Here is a 17,503-nt window from a genome sequence, read left to right on the forward strand (position 1 = left end):
TAGCAAATTTTTTAATATAAAATTAACGCATGCATAAATAAAAAAGCTATTATTTAGCAAAAAAACATTCAATCACGGCTTTTTACCTTTAACCATACTTTAACAACTCTTATTTTCTTATTATTGTAGCTTTGTTTCATAAAATTCTAATTTATTTCAAATACTATGGATATAGACGTAAGAGCCATCAATGAAAAAATAGAAAGAGAGAGTGCCTTTGTAGATTTATTAACTACAGAAATGAATAAAGTAATTGTTGGTCAAAAACACATGATTGAACGATTACTTATAGGGCTTTTAGGAAACGGACATATCTTACTAGAAGGTGTTCCTGGACTAGCTAAAACATTAGCTATTAATACACTTTCTAAAGCTGTTGACGCAAGTTTTAGCCGTATACAGTTTACTCCAGACCTGCTTCCTGCCGATGTAGTAGGTACGATGATATACAACGTAAAAGAAAATGACTTCTCAATTAAAAAAGGACCAATTTTTGCCAACTTTGTATTAGCTGACGAAATTAACCGTGCCCCTGCTAAAGTACAGTCTGCTTTATTAGAAGCAATGCAAGAGCGTCAAATCACCATTGGAGATGAAACTTTTAAATTGGATGAACCATTCTTGGTAATGGCAACTCAAAACCCAGTTGAACAAGAAGGTACATACCCTCTTCCTGAGGCGCAAGTTGACCGTTTTATGTTAAAAACTGTAATTGACTATCCAAAATTACAGGACGAACAACTTATCATGCGTCAAAACTTAAATGGAAGTTTTCAAAAAATAAATCCTGTAATTTCTATAGAACAAATTATCAAAGCTCGTCAGGTAGTAAATGAGGTGTATATGGATGAAAAAATCGAAAAATATATTTTAGATATCATTTTCGCAACTCGTTACCCTGAAAAATATAACCTAGAAAAATTACAACCATTAATTAGTTTTGGATCTTCTCCTCGTGGTAGTATCGCTTTAGCAAAAGCAGCAAAATGTTATGCGTTTATTAAACGAAGAGGATATGTAATTCCTGAAGATGTTAGAGCTGTGGTAAATGATGTATTACGCCACAGAATTGGAATTACTTACGAAGCAGAAGCAGAAAACATTACTTCAATAGATATTATTAATTCTATTATTAACGAAGTACAAGTACCTTAATCAATTATCAATGAACAATTATCAGCCGAATATATTTTTACTGATTATTGATAACTGTTAACTGAGAATTGAAAACATGGATACAAAAGAATTACTAAAAAAAGTTCGAAAAATAGAAATTAAGACACGTAGGTTGTCTAATCATATTTTTGGAGGAGAGTACCACTCAACCTTTAAAGGGCGTGGTATGACTTTTTCTGAAGTACGCCAATATCAATACGGAGACGATATTAGAGCTATTGATTGGAATGTTACCGCTCGCTACAACGAACCTTATGTAAAAGTTTTTGAGGAAGAACGCGAACTTACTATGATGTTAGTAGTTGATGTTTCTGGTTCTGAGTTTTTTGGTACTTCCGAACAATTTAAAAAGGATACTATTACTGAAATTGCCGCAACGTTAGCTTTTTCAGCCATTCAAAATAACGATAAAGTTGGTTTAATCCTGTTTTCCGATCAAGTTGAATTATACATTCCTCCTAAAAAAGGAAAAAGTCATGTGTTAAGAATTATCCGTGAGCTTATCGAATTTCAGCCTAAAAGCAGACAAACCAATATTAGTGAAGCTCTTAAATTTTTATCTAATATTATGAAAAAGAAAGCGATTGTTTTTATGCTTTCTGATTTTATGGATGATGGCTACGAACGAACCTTAAAAATTGTTGGTAATAAACATGATGTAACAGGTATTCGTGTGTACGACAAACATGATGAGGAAATTCCGAATTTAGGTATGGTTCAAATGTTAGATGCTGAAACAGGAAAAACTCAATTGGTTAATACGAGTTCAAAATCAGTTAGAACTCACTATAAAGCTAATGCTCTACGTTTAACTGATTATTTTGAAACTACATTTACAAAGAGTGGTGCAGGAACTATTAATACTAGAGTTGATGAAAGCTACGTGCGTAAATTATTAGGTTATTTTAAACGAAAAGGATAAGAACAAACAATGAAACACAAACTACTTTACATATGCTTGTTTTTAACTTCTTTTGCCTTTGCACAACAACCTCAGGTAAAAGTAGAAATTGACACAACAAACATCAGAATTGGTGAACAGTTTCAATATAAAATATCTGTTGATGAAACAGAAAATGTTATCATTCCTAAATTAGAAAACCTAAAAGGGTTGGAAGTAATTGATACCCTAAAAATTGACACTATTGAAAACAAATTGGTTCAAAAATATATTTTAACAGGATTTGATAGTGGTGCATTTTACATTCCAAGGCAGCAAATATTTATTAGAAACCAAGCCTATTTAACGGATAGTTTATTAGTAAATGTTACTACTGTTCCTATCGATACTACCAAGGTTAAAAAATTCCCTATTAAAGGAATTAAAGGAGAACCTTATCAGTTTGATGATTTTAAACAATACATTTGGTGGAGCGTAATAGTTATTCTAGTCATAGTACTGTTACTTTATTTCTTTGTTTTCAAAAAGAAAAAAGAACAACAAGAAAAAGTTGTTGTTCCATTATTGGCTCCTTATGAAGAAGCAATGCAAAAACTAACCGAATTAGATAAGAAATTATTGTGGCAAAATAATCAAGTAAAACAATATTACAGCGAGTTAACTGATATTATTAGGGGATATATTGAACGAGAGTTACATGTACCTGCCTTAGAAAGTACTACTGATGAATTAATTGACATTTTAAAAGATTTTAACGATACAAAATCAATAGAAACATCTAGGGAAATTATTGACAAATTAAAAGGCCTATTACAAGAGTCTGACTTAGTAAAATTTGCAAAGTCTAAACCTTTATCATACGAAATAGAAGAAGACCGAAAAGATGCAAAGCTTATTATAGACAATTTAAAACCTAAAAAACAAGTAGAAGAAGATGAAGTGGAATAATTTCGAATTTCATAATCCTGAGTTTCTATGGTTGCTAGTATTAATTCCTTTATTAGCTTTTTGGAGTTTTTATACCCGAAAAAAAGATAGTGCAAAATTAAAAATGTCAAGCACCAAAGGTTTTAAAACACAAGGCTCTATTTTACCTAAACTAAAACCTTTATTACATCTATTACGTTTGCTAGCGTTAGCTTGTTTAATAATTGCTTTAGCTCGCCCAAGAAATGTGGCAGTTAGCAAAAAAACAAAAACAAATCGCGGTATTGATATTGTAATGGCTATTGATGTTTCAGCAAGTATGTTAGCCAAAGATTTACAACCTAATCGACTGGAAGCTTTAAAAAGAGTAGCTACCGATTTTGTAAATCGACGTCCAAACGATCGTATTGGTATTGTTGTTTATGCAGGAGAAAGTTTTACACAAACCCCCATTACTAGTGATAAATCTATTGTAAAAAGAACCATTTCTGAAATTAAATGGGGACAATTAGAAGATGGTACCGCTATCGGAATGGGATTAGGATCTGCTGTAAACAGATTAAAAGAAAGTAAAGCAAAGAGTAAAGTAATTATTTTGTTAACCGATGGTGTTAACAATGCTGGTTTTGTTGATCCTAAAACAGCTACCGAATTAGCGAAAGGAAACGAAATAAAAGTATACACTATTGGTATTGGAACTAACGGAATGGCTCCTGTACCTTGGGCAAGAGATCCTAGAACAGGCAAAATTTCATTTAAAAATCAACCCGTAGAAATTGATGAAGCTCTATTAAAACACATAGCATCAGAAACCAATGGAAAATATTTTAGAGCCACTAATAACACTAAATTAAAAGAGATTTACGACGAAATTGATAAGTTAGAAAAAACTAAAATCGAAGAATTTAAATATTATAATTATTCAGAGAAATACCGTTTTTTGGTATTTCTAGCAGGAATATTTTTATTATTAGAATTCACCTTAAAAAACACCCTTTTTAAAAGTTTTATTTAAACAAAATGTACAAACTAGAAGAACCAATATATTTTTATCTTTTTGCAATTATTCCAGTAATAATTGTGGTTTTCCTACTAGTTTTATGGTGGAAAAAACGAACACAAAAAAAGTTTGCTAGCGTAGTTACATTCGCTAAAATAGCGCCGAACACCTCAACCTTTAAATCAGTATTAAAACTTGTTTTCTTTTTAGTAGGATTATCGTTTTTAATTCTTTCGTTAGTAAACCCTAAAATGGGAACAAAATTAAAAACTGTAAAAAGAGAAGGTGTAGATGTTGTTTTTGCTCTAGATGTATCTAAAAGTATGTTGGCAGAAGATATTGCTCCTAATAGACTAGAAAAAGCAAAACAAATTATCTCTAAAACTATTGATAAATTAGGAAGCGATAGAGTTGGTATTATTATCTACGCAGGTAATGCCTATCCTCTACTACCTATTACTACCGATCATGCTGCCGCAAAAATGTTTTTGCAAAACGCAAGTCCAGATATGGTTTCTAGTCAAGGTACAGCCATCAATGAAGCTTTAAACTTAGCAAAAACTTATTATGATAACGACGAACAAACTAATCGTTTTTTAATTATTATTTCTGACGGTGAAGATCATCAAGAAGAAACCAAACAAGTTGCTCAAAATATCGCTAACGAAGGTGTAAAAGTTTACACCGTTGGAGTGGGTACTGAAAAAGGTGGTCCAATTCCCATCAAATTAAATGGCGCACTTATTGGTTATAAAAAAGATAGGATGGGAGAAACAGTAATTACCCAACGTAAACCTGATGTTTTACAAGGAATTGCTGATGCTGCTGACGGACAATATTTTGATGGAAATAAAACTGAAAATCCAGTTGAAGCTATCGAAAAAATTATTGGTAATGCACAAAAAAGCGAGTTTGAAACCAAACAATTCTCAGACTACAAAGATCAATTTCAATGGTTTGTAGCTATTGGTTTGTTATTTCTAATTCTCGACATGTTTTTGTTTGATAAGAAAACCAAATGGTTAAAGAAAGTAGATTTATTTAATGAGGAATCTTAAATTCCATTAAGTAGTAATGTAGTATGAAAAGTTTACAGCAATTAATATTTATTCTAGCTTTTATCACTTCAGCAGTGGTTAACGCACAACAAGACACGTTGAAGTTACAACGTGAAGCACGTGCTTTATTAAGAGACGGTAACAAACTATACAACAAAGAAAAATACAGTGATGCCGCTATTGCTTATAGAAAAGCCTTAGGTAAAGATAGTAAATACGAAAAAGCAAGTTATAACTTCGGAAACACCTTATATCAAGAAAAAAAATACAAAGAAGCTATTGAACAATACGAAGTAACTACTAAAACCTCCAAAAATAAGATAGCTCAGGCCGAAGCTTATCACAACATAGGCAATGCTATGATGGAAGAAAAACAATTTCAGCAAGCAGTTGAGGCATACAAAAATGCTTTACGAAGAAACCCTAATGATGATGAAACTCGTTATAACCTAGCGGTAGCTCAAAAAGAAGCCAAGAAACAAGAACAAAACAAACAGAACAACAATAACGATAAGAACAAAAATAACCCTGATGATAAAGACATTAAACCATCAGAGTATGCAAAAAGCATGAAAAGAAAAGCTGATAGCGCGTTAAACAATAATGATTTTTCTAAAGCATTAAGTTTAATGAAAGAAGCTTTAAGTAAAGACCAAACAACCAAACATTATCAAGACTATATTAAAAGACTTGAAGATATTAATCAAATTATTAAGTAATGAGAAGTTTTTTATTCATATTAGTTTGTTTGACTTCAGTACTGGTACAAGCACAAAATTCTGCTACTAATTTTTTTAATGCAGGAGCACAGTTATACACCTACGGAAAAACACAATCTGCAAAAGAAGTTGTTAATAATGGGCTACAAGCTTTTCCTAATGACAGAAAGCTAAATGCTCTAAAGAAAAAAATTGAAGAAGAAGAAGAGAAAAAAAATAAAGATCAGAAAGATCAACAAAATAAAGACCAAAAGGACAACAAAGACAAGCAAAACGATAAAAACAAGGATCAAAAAGGCGACGACAAGGATAAAAAGGATGATAAACAAGATCAGAAAAACGATGATCAAAACAACCAACAAAAACCTAATCAAGACCAAAAAGACAAACAAAATCAACAACCTAAACCTCAACAGGGTAAAATGACTCCCGAACAAATGAAGCAGTTATTAGAAAGTTTAAATAATGAGGAAAACAAAACACAAAAGAAAATAAATGCGCAAAAATCAAAAGGAAGAAAAGTAAAGCAAGAAAAAGACTGGTAATTTTTTCAGTTGTTAAAATCTTAATTATTTTTAGGCATTTTTGAAAAATGAATATGAAGTTGAAAGTATACATAACGTTATTAGTTAGTTTTATAACAATTGCCATTAGTGCACAAGACGCTGCATTAACAGCTATGGTTAGTAAAAACAAATTGGGGGTTAACCAGCGATTACGTATTGAGTTTTCAATTAACAAACAAGGAGGCGACAACTTTACTCCACCAAATTTTACTAATTTTAAAATAGTTGGTGGCCCTAGTCAATCAGTAAGTCAATCTTGGATTAATGGTAAAGTTTCTTTTAACCAATCCTATACTTTTATTCTTCAACCATTACGAAAAGGAGAATTCAACATTCCTTCTGCAAGCATTGAAATAGAAGGAAAGACCATTAAATCTAATCCTGTAAAAATTGTTGTTTTAGATGCTGTAGACATTCCAAAAAACCCAAATGACCCTAGTTATATTGCCGAACAAAACATTCATTTAGTTGCAGAAGTTTCTAAATCACAACCCTATGTTGGTGAAGGAGTTTATATAGAATATCGTTTATATGTTAGCGATAATGTAAGCATTTATGATTTTGGGGTTACAGAGGCACCGCAATACAATGGTTTTTGGAATCAAGAAATAAAAATTAATGGAACTCCAGTAAAAATAGGTACTTATAATGGAGAACGTCATCGTTACGCTGTTTTACACAAAGCATTATTAATTCCTACAACTTCAGGTAAACTGACAATAGACCCTATGAAAATGGATATTGTCGTAGCTGTACCTACTGGAAAAGCAGACTTCTTTGGAAACTTAATTACACGTCAAATACGTAAAGAATTTTCTTCAGCAAAAAAAGTAATTAACGCTAAAGCATTACCTCTTCAAAATAAACCTGAAGATTTTGCAGGTGCTGTTGGTGAGTTTTCTTTTGATGTTTCCCTTAGTAAAAACACCTTAAAAGCAAACGAGTCATCTCAAATTAGAGTTGCTGTTAATGGAAAAGGAAACTTGAAACTATTTGAACTTCCTAAAATTGAAACTCCTAAAGAACTAGAGGTTTACCAACCTGAAAGAAAAGAAAATGTTAGTGTTCTTTCTGATGGTTTAAAAGGATCAGTTACTGATAGCTATACAGTGGTTCCAGAATATAAAGGGAAATACAAAATCCCTAAAGTTAGTTTTTCTTACTTCAATCCTAAAGAAAAAGTATACCAAACCATAACTACAGATGATTTATATGTTGATGTATTAGAAGGAAAAGAAATTACTACAAATTCTGATAATAATGCTGCAATTAAACAAGACGTAAAAGTTACGGGTAGTGATTTTAGATATATTCAAACATCAACTAGTTTTCAACCTAAACAAAGAGAAGATTTCTTTAAATCAATCATATTTTATATTCTTTTATTACTTCCAATCTTAGCGATTCCTTTTGGAATATTTATTCATAAGAAAAAAGAAGAACGCGATGGCGATGTTATAGGAAACAAACTACGAAAAGCTGATAAACTGGCTAAAAAATACTTATCAGAAGCTCAAAAACAATTAGGCAATAAAGAAGCTTTTTACGAAGCGTTAGAAAGAGCTCTGCACAATTATTTAAAAGCAAAATTAAACGTAGAAACTTCTGATATTAGTCGTGAGAAAATCACTGAATTATTAGCTAATAAGAATGTTGATAGCACAACAATACATAGTTTTATTGATGTTTTTAATGATTGTGATTTTGCTAGATACACTCCTATTACCAATGTACAAATGAAAGAAGAGTACGAAAAGGCAAAACAAGTAATAACGCAATTAGACCGACAATTATAATGAAAAAGCTAGCTATATTATTATTCTTATTGGTGTCATTTAGTACGTTAGCACAAAACACCAACGATTTATTTTCAAATGCAAATTCTTTGTATAAAGAAGGTAATTATGATGAGGCAATTAAATTATATAAGCAAATTGAAAGTCAAAACATTGCTTCTTCTGAACTATATTACAACTTAGGAAACTGTTATTATAAACTTAACAAAGTAGCTCCTACAATTTATAATTACGAAAAAGCATTACAACTAAACCCTTTAAACGAAGACGCTAAAAACAATTTAATTTTAGCTAAACGATTAACTTTAGATAGAATTGAAGCCTTACCTAAATCAGTATTTCAAAAATTTAATGAAAATTATTTACAAAAGCTTACTTATAACGCTTGGGCTATCGTTACTGTAGTAATATCTTTTATTGCTTCAATATTGTTTTTACTTTTTTATTTTGCTTACAGTCCTAACAAGAAAAGACTTTATTTTTCAACAAGTATCATCTCTTTTTTACTTTTAATAATTTCAATTACCATTACTTATTCACAGTACAGTCAGTCTAAAAACACGGTTGAGGCTATCATTTTTACAGAAGAAATTTCTATTAAGAATGAACCTATTTCTGATTCAGACGATGTTTTCAGTTTACATGAAGGAACTAAAGTTTTTATTTTAGATTCGGTAGACAATTGGAAGAAAATAAAACTAGCTGATGGGAAGATAGGTTGGACTCAATCTAAAAATTTAAAAGAATTATAACACTTTAGCTTTAAAAAAATAATTACTTTTGCAGCTGAACTTATAATAGTTATATAGATTGAAGTCTAAAATCGCCATATTTTTTGTTGTACTATTCGTAGGAATCATTGTTGCTCCTTCGATAATTACGTTGGTAGATAAAGACCAAGATATTACTATCTTCTTAAGTTTAAGTGAAGAAGAAGAAAACACAAAACATGTTAAGGTTGCAGAATTAAAGGCTCATCCTAACGGTGATTACACTTCTTTTTTATACAGAACTATTCAAAAAAAGAAAAACGTACGTTTTGAATCTAAAAACTATGTTTCTCAGTACCCTAAAATTCTAACTCCACCTCCCGAGTTTTTTACTGCTTAATTTTTTGACTAATTATTTCATGGAATAAAACTCCGTGTGACATTTAGTATCTAAAAATATCGTTGTTTGGACGAAGATTTAATAAGTTTTCGTACCCAAAACTTAAATAAGTAAAATAATTCATTTATAATTTTAAAAATACACTCTAAATTTTCATTTGGAGTATCAAAATATACACATATATTATGTTTAAAACTATTAAAAGCGACTTGCCTGCAAGTATCGTCGTATTCTTTGTTGCCTTACCTTTATGTTTAGGTATTGCCTTAGCTAGTGGAGCCCCTCTTTTTTCAGGAGTAATTGCAGGAATTGTTGGAGGTGTTGTAGTTGGAGCCATTAGTGGTTCTAAAATTGGAGTTAGTGGACCTGCTGCTGGTTTAGCAGCTATTGTATTAACAGCTATTGCTTCTTTAGGAGGTTATGAAAACTTTTTAGTAGCTGTAGTTTTAGGAGGTATTATTCAAATTCTTTTTGGAATTCTTAAAGCTGGTGTAATCGGATATTATTTCCCTTCATCTGTAATTAAAGGAATGCTTACTGGTATTGGAGTTATCATTATTTTAAAACAAATTCCTCACTTCTTCGGATATGATGCTGAACCAGAAGGAGCGGATAGTTTTATTGAATCATCTGGTGAAAATACATTTTCTGCAATCTTTAATATTGTAGATAATATTACAATAGGGTCAATGGTTATTGGTTTTATCGGATTAGCTATTTTAATCCTTTGGGATAAAGTTTTAAGTAAAAAAGGTAAAATATTTCATATAATCCAAGGTCCATTAGTTGCTGTTGTTAGTGGTATTATTTTCTTTACTCTTACTCAAGGAGACGGAACATTAGCAATTCAAGCTTCTCACTTAGTAAGCGTACCAATTCCTGAAAGTGTAGATTCATTCTTAGCTCAATTTACTTTCCCTAATTTTAGCGCTATTACCAATTATGAAGTTTGGGTAACTGCGTTTACTATTGCTTTAGTAGCTAGTTTAGAAACTTTACTTTGTGTTGAAGCTACTGATAAATTAGACCCTGAAAAAAATGTAACCCCAACCAATAGAGAATTAGTTGCTCAAGGAACAGGAAACATTTTATCTGGTTTAATCGGTGGTTTACCTATTACGCAAGTAATTGTAAGAAGTTCAGCAAACATCCAATCTGGAGGTAAATCTAAAATGTCTGCTATTATTCACGGTTTATTATTATTAATATCGGTAATCTTAATTCCAACTTTATTAAATAAAATACCTTTATCAGTTTTAGCAGCTATTTTACTTGTAGTAGGTTACAAATTAGCAAAACCAAGCTTATTTAAGCAAATGTATGCTTTAGGATGGAAGCAATTTGTACCATTTATTATAACAGTTTTAGGTATAGTTTTTACCGATTTATTAACTGGTATCTCATTAGGTTTAGCAGTAGGAGTTATTGTTATTTTAATTAAGAGCTACCAAAACTCACACTTCTTACACATTGAAGACAAGAGTAATGGTGCACACAAAATAAAAATGACACTTGCTGAGGAAGTAACTTTCTTTAACAAAGGCGCTATCTTAAAAGAATTAGATAGTTTACCAAGAGATACGTATTTAGAGCTAGATGTACGCAAGACAAGATATTTAGACAATGATATTGTTGAAATATTAGAAGATTTCGCCGTTAAAGCCAAAGAAAGAAATATTAATATTAAACTTATTTCTGAACGTGGTGAGGTTGAAAATCCAGATAGCTTTATTCAGTTCTTCAAATTAAGACCGAAAGTAGCATAATACATTTAAAAAATACTATACTAAGAATACCTCACATAAAGTATAATTAGTATTCATTAAAAAGACATAAATAATTTTATAAAAAATATAAATCATGAAAGCACATACTAAAGAAACTCAAGCTACTATGACTCCTGAAAAGTCATTACAATATTTAAAAGAAGGAAATTTAAGATTTCAAAATAACTTAAAAGCAAACCGTAACTTATTAGAGCAAGTTAACGATACCAGAGAAGGTCAATTTCCTTTTGCTACTATTTTAAGTTGTATCGATTCTAGAGTTTCTGCTGAATTAGTTTTCGACCAAGGTTTAGGAGATATTTTTAGCGCAAGAATTGCAGGTAACTTTGTTAACGAAGATATTTTAGGTAGTATGGAGTTTGCTTGTAAGTTAGCTGGTACTAAATTAATCGTAGTATTAGGACACACAAGTTGTGGCGCCGTTAAAGGAGCTTGTGATAATGCTGAGTTAGGTAACTTAACCTCTATGTTAGCTAAGATTAAGCCAGCTGTTGAAGCTGTAACTGAGCCTAAAGATGAAAGTTTGAGAAACTCTTCTAACATCGAGTTTGTAAATAACGTTGCAGAAAAGAACGTACAATTAACTATTGACAGAATTTTAAACGAAAGTGAAGTGCTAGCAGATATGCATAAAAACGGTGAGATTATGATCGTTGGAGCTATGTATAACATTGAAGACGGTGCTGTTACTTTTTTCGAATAAAAATCACCCCTCTTGATTTTACACCACAAAGAGAATCTAAAATTAAATTTAGATTCTCTTTTTTTATTAACTTCGGAAATTATTTTTTTCTCGTTAATTAGAAACGATAAAAACTCTTCTAATAAACAATACTTACAACTATGAATCTATCTAAAATTTTTGACAACAATAAAGAGTGGGTAAAAAACAAACTTTCTTCCGATAAAGACTACTTTAAAAAATTAAACGAAGGGCAAAACCCAGAATTATTATATATAGGTTGTTCCGATAGTAGAGTTTCTGCTGAAGACTTAATGGGACTAGACCCTGGTGATGTTTTCGTACATAGAAATATTGCCAATATGGTTCCTGCAATTGATTTGAACTCTGCTTCAGTAATTGAATATGCTGTAGAACATTTAAAAGTAAACCATATTGTCGTTTGCGGTCATTATTCTTGTGGTGGTGTAAAAGCTGCAATGCAATCTGCCGATTTAGGGTTATTAAATCCATGGTTGCGTTATATCAGAGATGTGTATCGTTTACATAAAGATGAGTTGAATAAAATTGAAGATGATAATGAACGTTATGACCGTTTAGTTGATTTAAACGTACAAGAACAATGCGTTAACCTTATTAAAACTGCTGCTGTACAAAAAGCTTACAGAGATAGAGGTTTAAAAGTACATGGTTGGGTTTTTGATATTAAAACAGGTAACCTCATCGATTTAAAAATCGATTTTGAACACATATTAGCAGATATTATGGAGATTTACCATTTAGACTAAAAAACAAAAACGGATGAAACTTTTCATCCGTTTTTGTTTTTATATACTGAGATCTAATTCTAAAGTATTCTTTTCTTCTTCATTTTCATCATCCTTAATGATTGAAGGAAAAATGGTTGGTGCTATTTTTTTTACTGGTTTATATAATATAGACTCTTCTAAACTTTCTTGCTTTACAAACGGAATAGTATCATTCATCTTTCCGAAGAAAATAAAAACCACACTTAAAATCAATCCTATTTTTAAAGCTCCAAAAACACCTCCAAGTATTTTATTTAAAATTCCAAGGGAAGCAAAATCAGCTATTTTCGTTAATATTTTCCCTAGTAGAGCTATTACAATAATTATCACTACAAAAGTTCCTGCAAATGCTGCTAAAGAAATGTACTTTTCGTCCCAAGTAACACTATTTTTCAACCAATCTCCAATAAAATACGAAAAGTGAATCGCTCCATATACTCCAGCAACTAAGGCTACCAACGAAGCTATTTCAACAAATAATCCTTTCATTATACCTCTTACAAAACCGAAGAGTAACAAAGCTGTGATAATAATATCAAAAGTATTCATAAGTGTGAAAACAAATTACATGCTCAAATATACACAACTCATTTGTATCTTTGCTTTTTTCTAAAAAACACAAATGACTAAAGAAACCAACTTAAAAGAAAAATGGGACTTCGTGGTAACTCAATTATCACAACAATTCGCTGATGGAGATGAATTAAATATAGATGGGATTATTTATTTAATTGGTGTTCAAGAACTCGGACAAGGTCATAGAAAGTTTAAAAAAGATGAAAAAGTTAATCTGATGCACATTGCAATTTGTAAGTTGTTAGAACCTTACGGATACTATGAATTCGATTTTTTTGACAATGATGGTTGGCCTCACTATAAAACCTTAACTGAACTTCCAACGTTAAAACCTGGAGAACAGTCGGTTTTAATGAAAGAAGCTATTATTAATTATTTTGAAATAATTGACTTTTTTAATTAAGTAACACTTAATTTTCGAATCATTTTTGATAATAACTTCGGAAAGAAACGTTTGGTATAAACTCCTAATTTTTCTTTAACTCCGGCAATACATACCTCCTCTCGTTTCTTTCGAATAGCTTTAAGCATCTGTTTAGCAAACTCATCAGGATGAATACCATTTGCTGTGGCTGTATCCATCGTATTTTGTGGACTTCCGTCGCCAGTTAATGCATTTTTAGAAACATTCGTTGTTACAAAACCTGGACAAATTAAAGTAACAGTAATATTATCATTATGATGTTCTGCTCGCAAACTATCAAAAAAACCATGTAAAGCATGTTTAGTGGCAGCATAGGTAGAACGTAACGGAGTTCCAATTTTTCCTACTATGCTAGTAGTTACCACAAAATGTCCTGATTTATTTCCAATAAAATGAGGTAACAAAGCCTTTGTTAAAGCAACTGTTCCTAAATAATTAATATCCATTAGTCGTTTATCAACTGCTATAGAAGTATCTTTTACCAATGAGCGTTGACTTATACCTCCGTTGTTTACTAAAACGTCAATTCTACCAAAAACTGAAATAGCTTCATCTACTTTAGTAACTAAATCATCATAAGCTTCTAAATCTAGAGCAAGAACTGCTATATTTTCAGGAAATTCACATTGTTCCTTAACTTTATACAAAACACTTTCATTTCTCGAAGAGATAATTAACTTTGCTCCTAGATTAGCTAATTCAATCGTTAAAGATTTCCCTATACCTGATGAAGCACCAGTAATCCAAAATACTTGATCTTTAAATTTCATGTTATCAAACAATTAAAAAAACATTTCTAAAATACATAAGAAAAAATAAATGTGGTATACTTCTTGGATAGAAGTTTGTAAATACCTAGTTTTAAAACCTTATTAGCAACCCTTTAAAATATTATGATGAAAAAACTACTCGCTCTATTAATATTTACAACATCACTAGTTAATGCTCAATATACTATCAAAGGCACTATGACCCCTCCAGATAAAGGTGATTGGGTAATTTTATATAAGATAGAAGGTGCTAAACAAAACTTTGTTGCAAACACTACTATTCAACTAGATACTGTAATTATTAGTGGAGAAAAGCAAGTATTAGGTAAATTTAACTTTGAACTTCCTGGAACAGCTCCTACTGGTGCTTACAGGGCTACCTATAGAAATACAGGTGCTGGTTTTGTTGATTTTTTCTTTAATAAAGAAAATGTTGAATTTGTTTTTAATCCTAAATTTTCTGATCAATCAGCTGTAGTATTCACAAGTTCTAGAGAAAATAAATTGTATAGTGAATACCTACAAGCATACAATGCAGTGCAAAAAAAGATAGATTCTTTTCAAGCTTCTTACATAGAAACTGAAGATAAAGATGCAAAAAAAGCCTACAAGAAAGAAGTAAAAGAGCTTGAAGACGTACAAAAAACGTATGAGAATAAATCTGAAGGAATGTTAGTAAATAGCTTTATAAAAGCATCTCGTCGATACAACTCATACAATCCTCACGAAAACCTAAAAGATTATTTATCTGCTACTAGTGAAAACTTTTTTGAATATATTGATTTTAAAAGTGAAGACTTATTCAACTCTTCATTCTTAATTGATAAAATCAGTGATTATGTATTTTATTTAAATTATTCTGAAGATAAAGAAGTACAACAAGAATTAATTAAAGAATCTATCAAAAATGTTATGAAGAAAATTTCTTCTGACAAATTAGAAAAGGCTGTTACTTACTACTTAATAAGTGCACTTACTGATAAACGAAATGGCCCTGCTGTAGATTGGATGTTCGAAGAATATTTTGACAAATTACCTAGTAAAGACCAAGATGCTGAATTTAAAAAAGAAAAGTTAGATATTTTACTTGCAACTATAGATAGAATTGCTCCTGATTTTTCTTGGAAAGAAAACGGACAAGAATTAAAATTATCTACCTTAAACGATGGTGACAAGTACTTGTTAGTATTCTGGAGTACCGGTTGCCCTCACTGTATAAAAGAAATACCGGAGTTATATAAGTTCATGCAAACTCATAAAGAAATTTCTGTAATTTCTTTTGGTATAGAAAACGACGCTACCGAATGGACAGAGTTTGTTAAAGATTTACCAGAATGGCATAATGCAGTAGGAACTCATCCTGAGTACAAATTTGATAATGAAACAGTAAAGAAATATAACTTACTAGGTACACCTTCTTATTTCATATTAGACAAGAGCAAAAAAATTATTGCAATGCCTGATCATGTTGAAGATGTAGAAAAATATTTTAATGGAGGGAAAAGCAATTAATCCCCTCAATTAAACCATAAAAAAAGCTCAACAAATTTTGTCGAGCTTTTTTATGGTTTAAAAATATAGAAACGCATCTTTAATATGCGCTATTTTAAACACTCCTTTTTCTTTTAAAACAGCTATAATATCAAATTGTACTTCAACATCTAAATCTCGTTCATTTACATAATTATCAATAGCACTTACTAGTAATTTTATTTTCTTCGAATTCACAAAATCCTGAGGATTTCCAAAATCTATAGACGACCTTGTCTTTACTTCAACAGCTATTAACAAGTCACTTTTTTTAGCTATAATATCTACTTCCGCTTTTTGAAAACGATAATTTTTTTCAACAATTTCATATCCGTTTTTTAATAGATAATCTACTGCTAATTGCTCTCCTTTCTTACCAAGCTCATTGTGTTGTGCCATATAAAAACTTATATTTGAATAACCTTAAAACAATTTACCATGAAAAAAAATATGGGAAACACCGACAAAGCTATTAGAACTCTAATTGCTTTAATTATTGCGGCACTTTCTTACTTTGAGATTATCTCAGGAATTTTAGGTAATGCCTTACTCATACTAGCTATTATTTTGCTAATTACTAGTTTTATTAATTTTTGTCCATTATATCGTTTATTTGGTATAAATACTCGAAAAGACAAAAATTAAATTACTTAAATAGTACTGTGGAAGTTTCTTTTTGAACATTTAAAGAAACTTCTCTTCCTAAAATCAAAGCTCTGTTATCTGGCTCATGTCCTGCTGGAAAGTTAAAAAGAACAGGAATATTTTTTGGAACAACCTCTAAAATCAACTGTTCTATTGAACTTCCCCATGGAGTTGTGTTTCTTTTTATCTTAGTCATATCACCTACAATAATGCCTTTAACTTTTGTAAAGTAACCTGCGCGCTTTAAACTCTGTAACATTCGGTCAATCGAATATTTGTATTCCCCTATTTCTTCAATAAATAAAATTTTACCATCCGTAGATATTTGACTATCCGATCCCAACATTGAAGCTAAAATAGCAATGTTACCTCCTACCAATTCTCCCGAAACATTCCCTACTCTATTCTTGTTTGAAGAAGGAATTGAATATCGTAGCTCCCCACCAAACAAAGCTTTTTTAAAAGTAGCAATGGTTTGTACAAGCTCTTCTGGTTTTTCTTCCATGCTTGTACCCATCATAGCATGCAATGTTTCAATACCTAAATTATGAATATGATTATGAAATGCTGTAATATCAGAATAACCGACTATCCATTTAGGATGCTGTTTAAACTTCGTAAAATCTAATTTATCTAAAATTCTAACCGAACCATAGCCCCCACGAGCACTCCAAATTGCTTTAATATTCGAATTATCTAATGCATCTTGAAAGTCTTGACAACGTTCTTCATCTGTTCCAGCAAAATGATCGTTCTGATTGAATAAGTGTTTACCATAAACCACTTTTAATCCCCAGCTTTCAGCAAGTTCTTTTGCTTTATCAATTACATGTTTTCTGTTCTTTAAAATTCCTGCAGGAGCCACAATGGCTATTGTATCTCCTTTATGTAAATAAGGTGGTGTTATTAATTTCATAGTTTTATTTTGCGCATAAACCGATGTAATTATCAATAAAAAAAATAAAGTAAAAATTCTTTTTTCCATAAACAAGTCTCTTTCTCGATTCTAAAAGTTTAAAATCCATCA

At 30.8% G+C, this 17,503-nt stretch carries 20 protein-coding genes; 16 read left to right on the forward strand and 4 right to left on the reverse strand.

Translation table 11 applies throughout. From position 1 onward, the window contains the following. Positions 1–165: 165 nt before the first annotated feature. The 13 genes from N534_RS0104825 (at position 166) to N534_RS0104885 (ending at position 12,510) form a co-directional block, all read left to right on the forward strand. Positions 166–1,155, forward strand: coding sequence for a MoxR family ATPase (locus N534_RS0104825; RefSeq protein ID WP_028891401.1), 990 nt, complete (start codon positions 166–168; stop codon positions 1,153–1,155). 76 nt (positions 1,156–1,231) lie between these two features. Then, complete coding sequence (locus tag N534_RS0104830; RefSeq protein ID WP_028891402.1) at positions 1,232–2,098, forward strand: DUF58 domain-containing protein; 867 nt, start codon at positions 1,232–1,234, stop codon at positions 2,096–2,098. 9 nt (positions 2,099–2,107) lie between these two features. After that, the gene (locus tag N534_RS0104835; RefSeq protein ID WP_028891403.1) at positions 2,108–3,025 is read left to right on the forward strand and encodes a hypothetical protein; all 918 of its coding nucleotides are present in this window, start codon (positions 2,108–2,110) and stop codon (positions 3,023–3,025) included. After that, a complete protein-coding gene (locus tag N534_RS0104840; RefSeq protein WP_028891404.1) occupies positions 3,012–4,019 on the forward strand; it encodes a VWA domain-containing protein in 1,008 nt (335 codons plus the stop codon). Before N534_RS0104835 ends, N534_RS0104840 begins: the two co-directional genes overlap by 14 nt. Positions 4,020–4,024: 5 nt before the next feature. Continuing rightward, the gene (locus tag N534_RS0104845; RefSeq protein ID WP_028891405.1) at positions 4,025–5,062 is read left to right on the forward strand and encodes a VWA domain-containing protein; all 1,038 of its coding nucleotides are present in this window, start codon (positions 4,025–4,027) and stop codon (positions 5,060–5,062) included. A 23-nt stretch (positions 5,063–5,085) separates the two neighbouring features. Then, positions 5,086–5,781 carry a tetratricopeptide repeat protein gene (locus N534_RS14440; protein ID WP_051435847.1) on the forward strand — a complete coding sequence of 232 codons (696 nt, stop codon included), beginning with the start codon at positions 5,086–5,088 and terminating at the stop codon, positions 5,779–5,781. Beyond that, positions 5,781–6,326, forward strand: a complete 546-nt coding sequence (locus N534_RS14445) for a hypothetical protein (RefSeq protein WP_156025552.1) — start codon at positions 5,781–5,783, stop codon at positions 6,324–6,326. Before N534_RS14440 ends, N534_RS14445 begins: the two co-directional genes overlap by 1 nt. A 53-nt stretch (positions 6,327–6,379) precedes the next feature. Then, complete coding sequence (locus N534_RS0104860) at positions 6,380–8,143, forward strand: BatD family protein (protein ID WP_028891406.1); 1,764 nt, start codon at positions 6,380–6,382, stop codon at positions 8,141–8,143. Continuing rightward, positions 8,143–8,895, forward strand: a complete 753-nt coding sequence (locus N534_RS0104865) for a tetratricopeptide repeat protein (protein WP_028891407.1) — start codon at positions 8,143–8,145, stop codon at positions 8,893–8,895. The genes N534_RS0104860 and N534_RS0104865 overlap by 1 nt, the downstream gene beginning before the upstream one ends. 58 nt (positions 8,896–8,953) lie before the next feature. Beyond that, entirely contained in the window at positions 8,954–9,253 is a 300-nt protein-coding gene (locus tag N534_RS0104870) for a hypothetical protein (protein ID WP_028891408.1), read from the forward strand. A gap of 185 nt (positions 9,254–9,438) precedes the next feature. Then, the gene (locus N534_RS0104875; RefSeq protein WP_028891409.1) at positions 9,439–11,019 is read left to right on the forward strand and encodes a SulP family inorganic anion transporter; all 1,581 of its coding nucleotides are present in this window, start codon (positions 9,439–9,441) and stop codon (positions 11,017–11,019) included. A gap of 94 nt (positions 11,020–11,113) precedes the next feature. Next, positions 11,114–11,743: a carbonic anhydrase family protein gene (locus N534_RS0104880; RefSeq protein ID WP_028891410.1), complete on the forward strand. Its 630-nt coding sequence runs from the start codon at positions 11,114–11,116 to the stop codon at positions 11,741–11,743. A 140-nt stretch (positions 11,744–11,883) separates the two neighbouring features. After that, complete coding sequence (locus tag N534_RS0104885; protein ID WP_028891411.1) at positions 11,884–12,510, forward strand: carbonic anhydrase; 627 nt, start codon at positions 11,884–11,886, stop codon at positions 12,508–12,510. A 39-nt stretch (positions 12,511–12,549) separates the two neighbouring features. Here the strand turns inward: N534_RS0104885 and N534_RS0104890 are convergent, their stop codons facing one another. Continuing rightward, positions 12,550–13,080, reverse strand: a complete 531-nt coding sequence (locus N534_RS0104890; protein ID WP_028891412.1) for a CvpA family protein — start codon at positions 13,078–13,080, stop codon at positions 12,550–12,552. Between the two features lie 73 nt (positions 13,081–13,153). Between N534_RS0104890 and N534_RS0104895 the strand changes: the two genes are divergently transcribed. Continuing rightward, the gene (locus tag N534_RS0104895) at positions 13,154–13,510 is read left to right on the forward strand and encodes a hypothetical protein (protein WP_028891413.1); all 357 of its coding nucleotides are present in this window, start codon (positions 13,154–13,156) and stop codon (positions 13,508–13,510) included. Here the strand turns inward: N534_RS0104895 and N534_RS0104900 are convergent. After that, a complete protein-coding gene (locus tag N534_RS0104900; protein WP_028891414.1) occupies positions 13,507–14,301 on the reverse strand; it encodes an SDR family oxidoreductase in 795 nt (264 codons plus the stop codon). The two genes, N534_RS0104895 and N534_RS0104900, sit on opposite strands and share 4 nt — an antisense overlap. Positions 14,302–14,427: 126 nt before the next feature. Between N534_RS0104900 and N534_RS0104905 the strand changes: the two genes are divergently transcribed. Beyond that, positions 14,428–15,813 carry a TlpA disulfide reductase family protein gene (locus N534_RS0104905; RefSeq protein WP_038005531.1) on the forward strand — a complete coding sequence of 462 codons (1,386 nt, stop codon included), beginning with the start codon at positions 14,428–14,430 and terminating at the stop codon, positions 15,811–15,813. Positions 15,814–15,870: 57 nt separating this feature from the next. Here N534_RS0104905 and N534_RS0104910 read toward each other — a convergent pair whose 3' ends face one another. Further along, complete coding sequence (locus N534_RS0104910; protein WP_028891416.1) at positions 15,871–16,230, reverse strand: YraN family protein; 360 nt, start codon at positions 16,228–16,230, stop codon at positions 15,871–15,873. 39 nt (positions 16,231–16,269) lie between these two features. Between N534_RS0104910 and N534_RS0104915 the strand changes: the two genes are divergently transcribed. Then, the gene (locus N534_RS0104915; protein ID WP_028891417.1) at positions 16,270–16,476 is read left to right on the forward strand and encodes a DUF2892 domain-containing protein; all 207 of its coding nucleotides are present in this window, start codon (positions 16,270–16,272) and stop codon (positions 16,474–16,476) included. A 1-nt stretch (position 16,477) separates the two neighbouring features. Here N534_RS0104915 and N534_RS0104920 read toward each other — a convergent pair whose 3' ends face one another. Next, the gene (locus N534_RS0104920; protein WP_028891418.1) at positions 16,478–17,461 is read right to left on the reverse strand and encodes an LD-carboxypeptidase; all 984 of its coding nucleotides are present in this window, start codon (positions 17,459–17,461) and stop codon (positions 16,478–16,480) included. Positions 17,462–17,503 lie beyond the last annotated feature (42 nt).

The sequence above is a fragment of the Tenacibaculum sp. 47A_GOM-205m genome (assembly GCF_000518405.1).
Taxonomy (GTDB): domain Bacteria; phylum Bacteroidota; class Bacteroidia; order Flavobacteriales; family Flavobacteriaceae; genus Polaribacter; species Polaribacter lutimaris.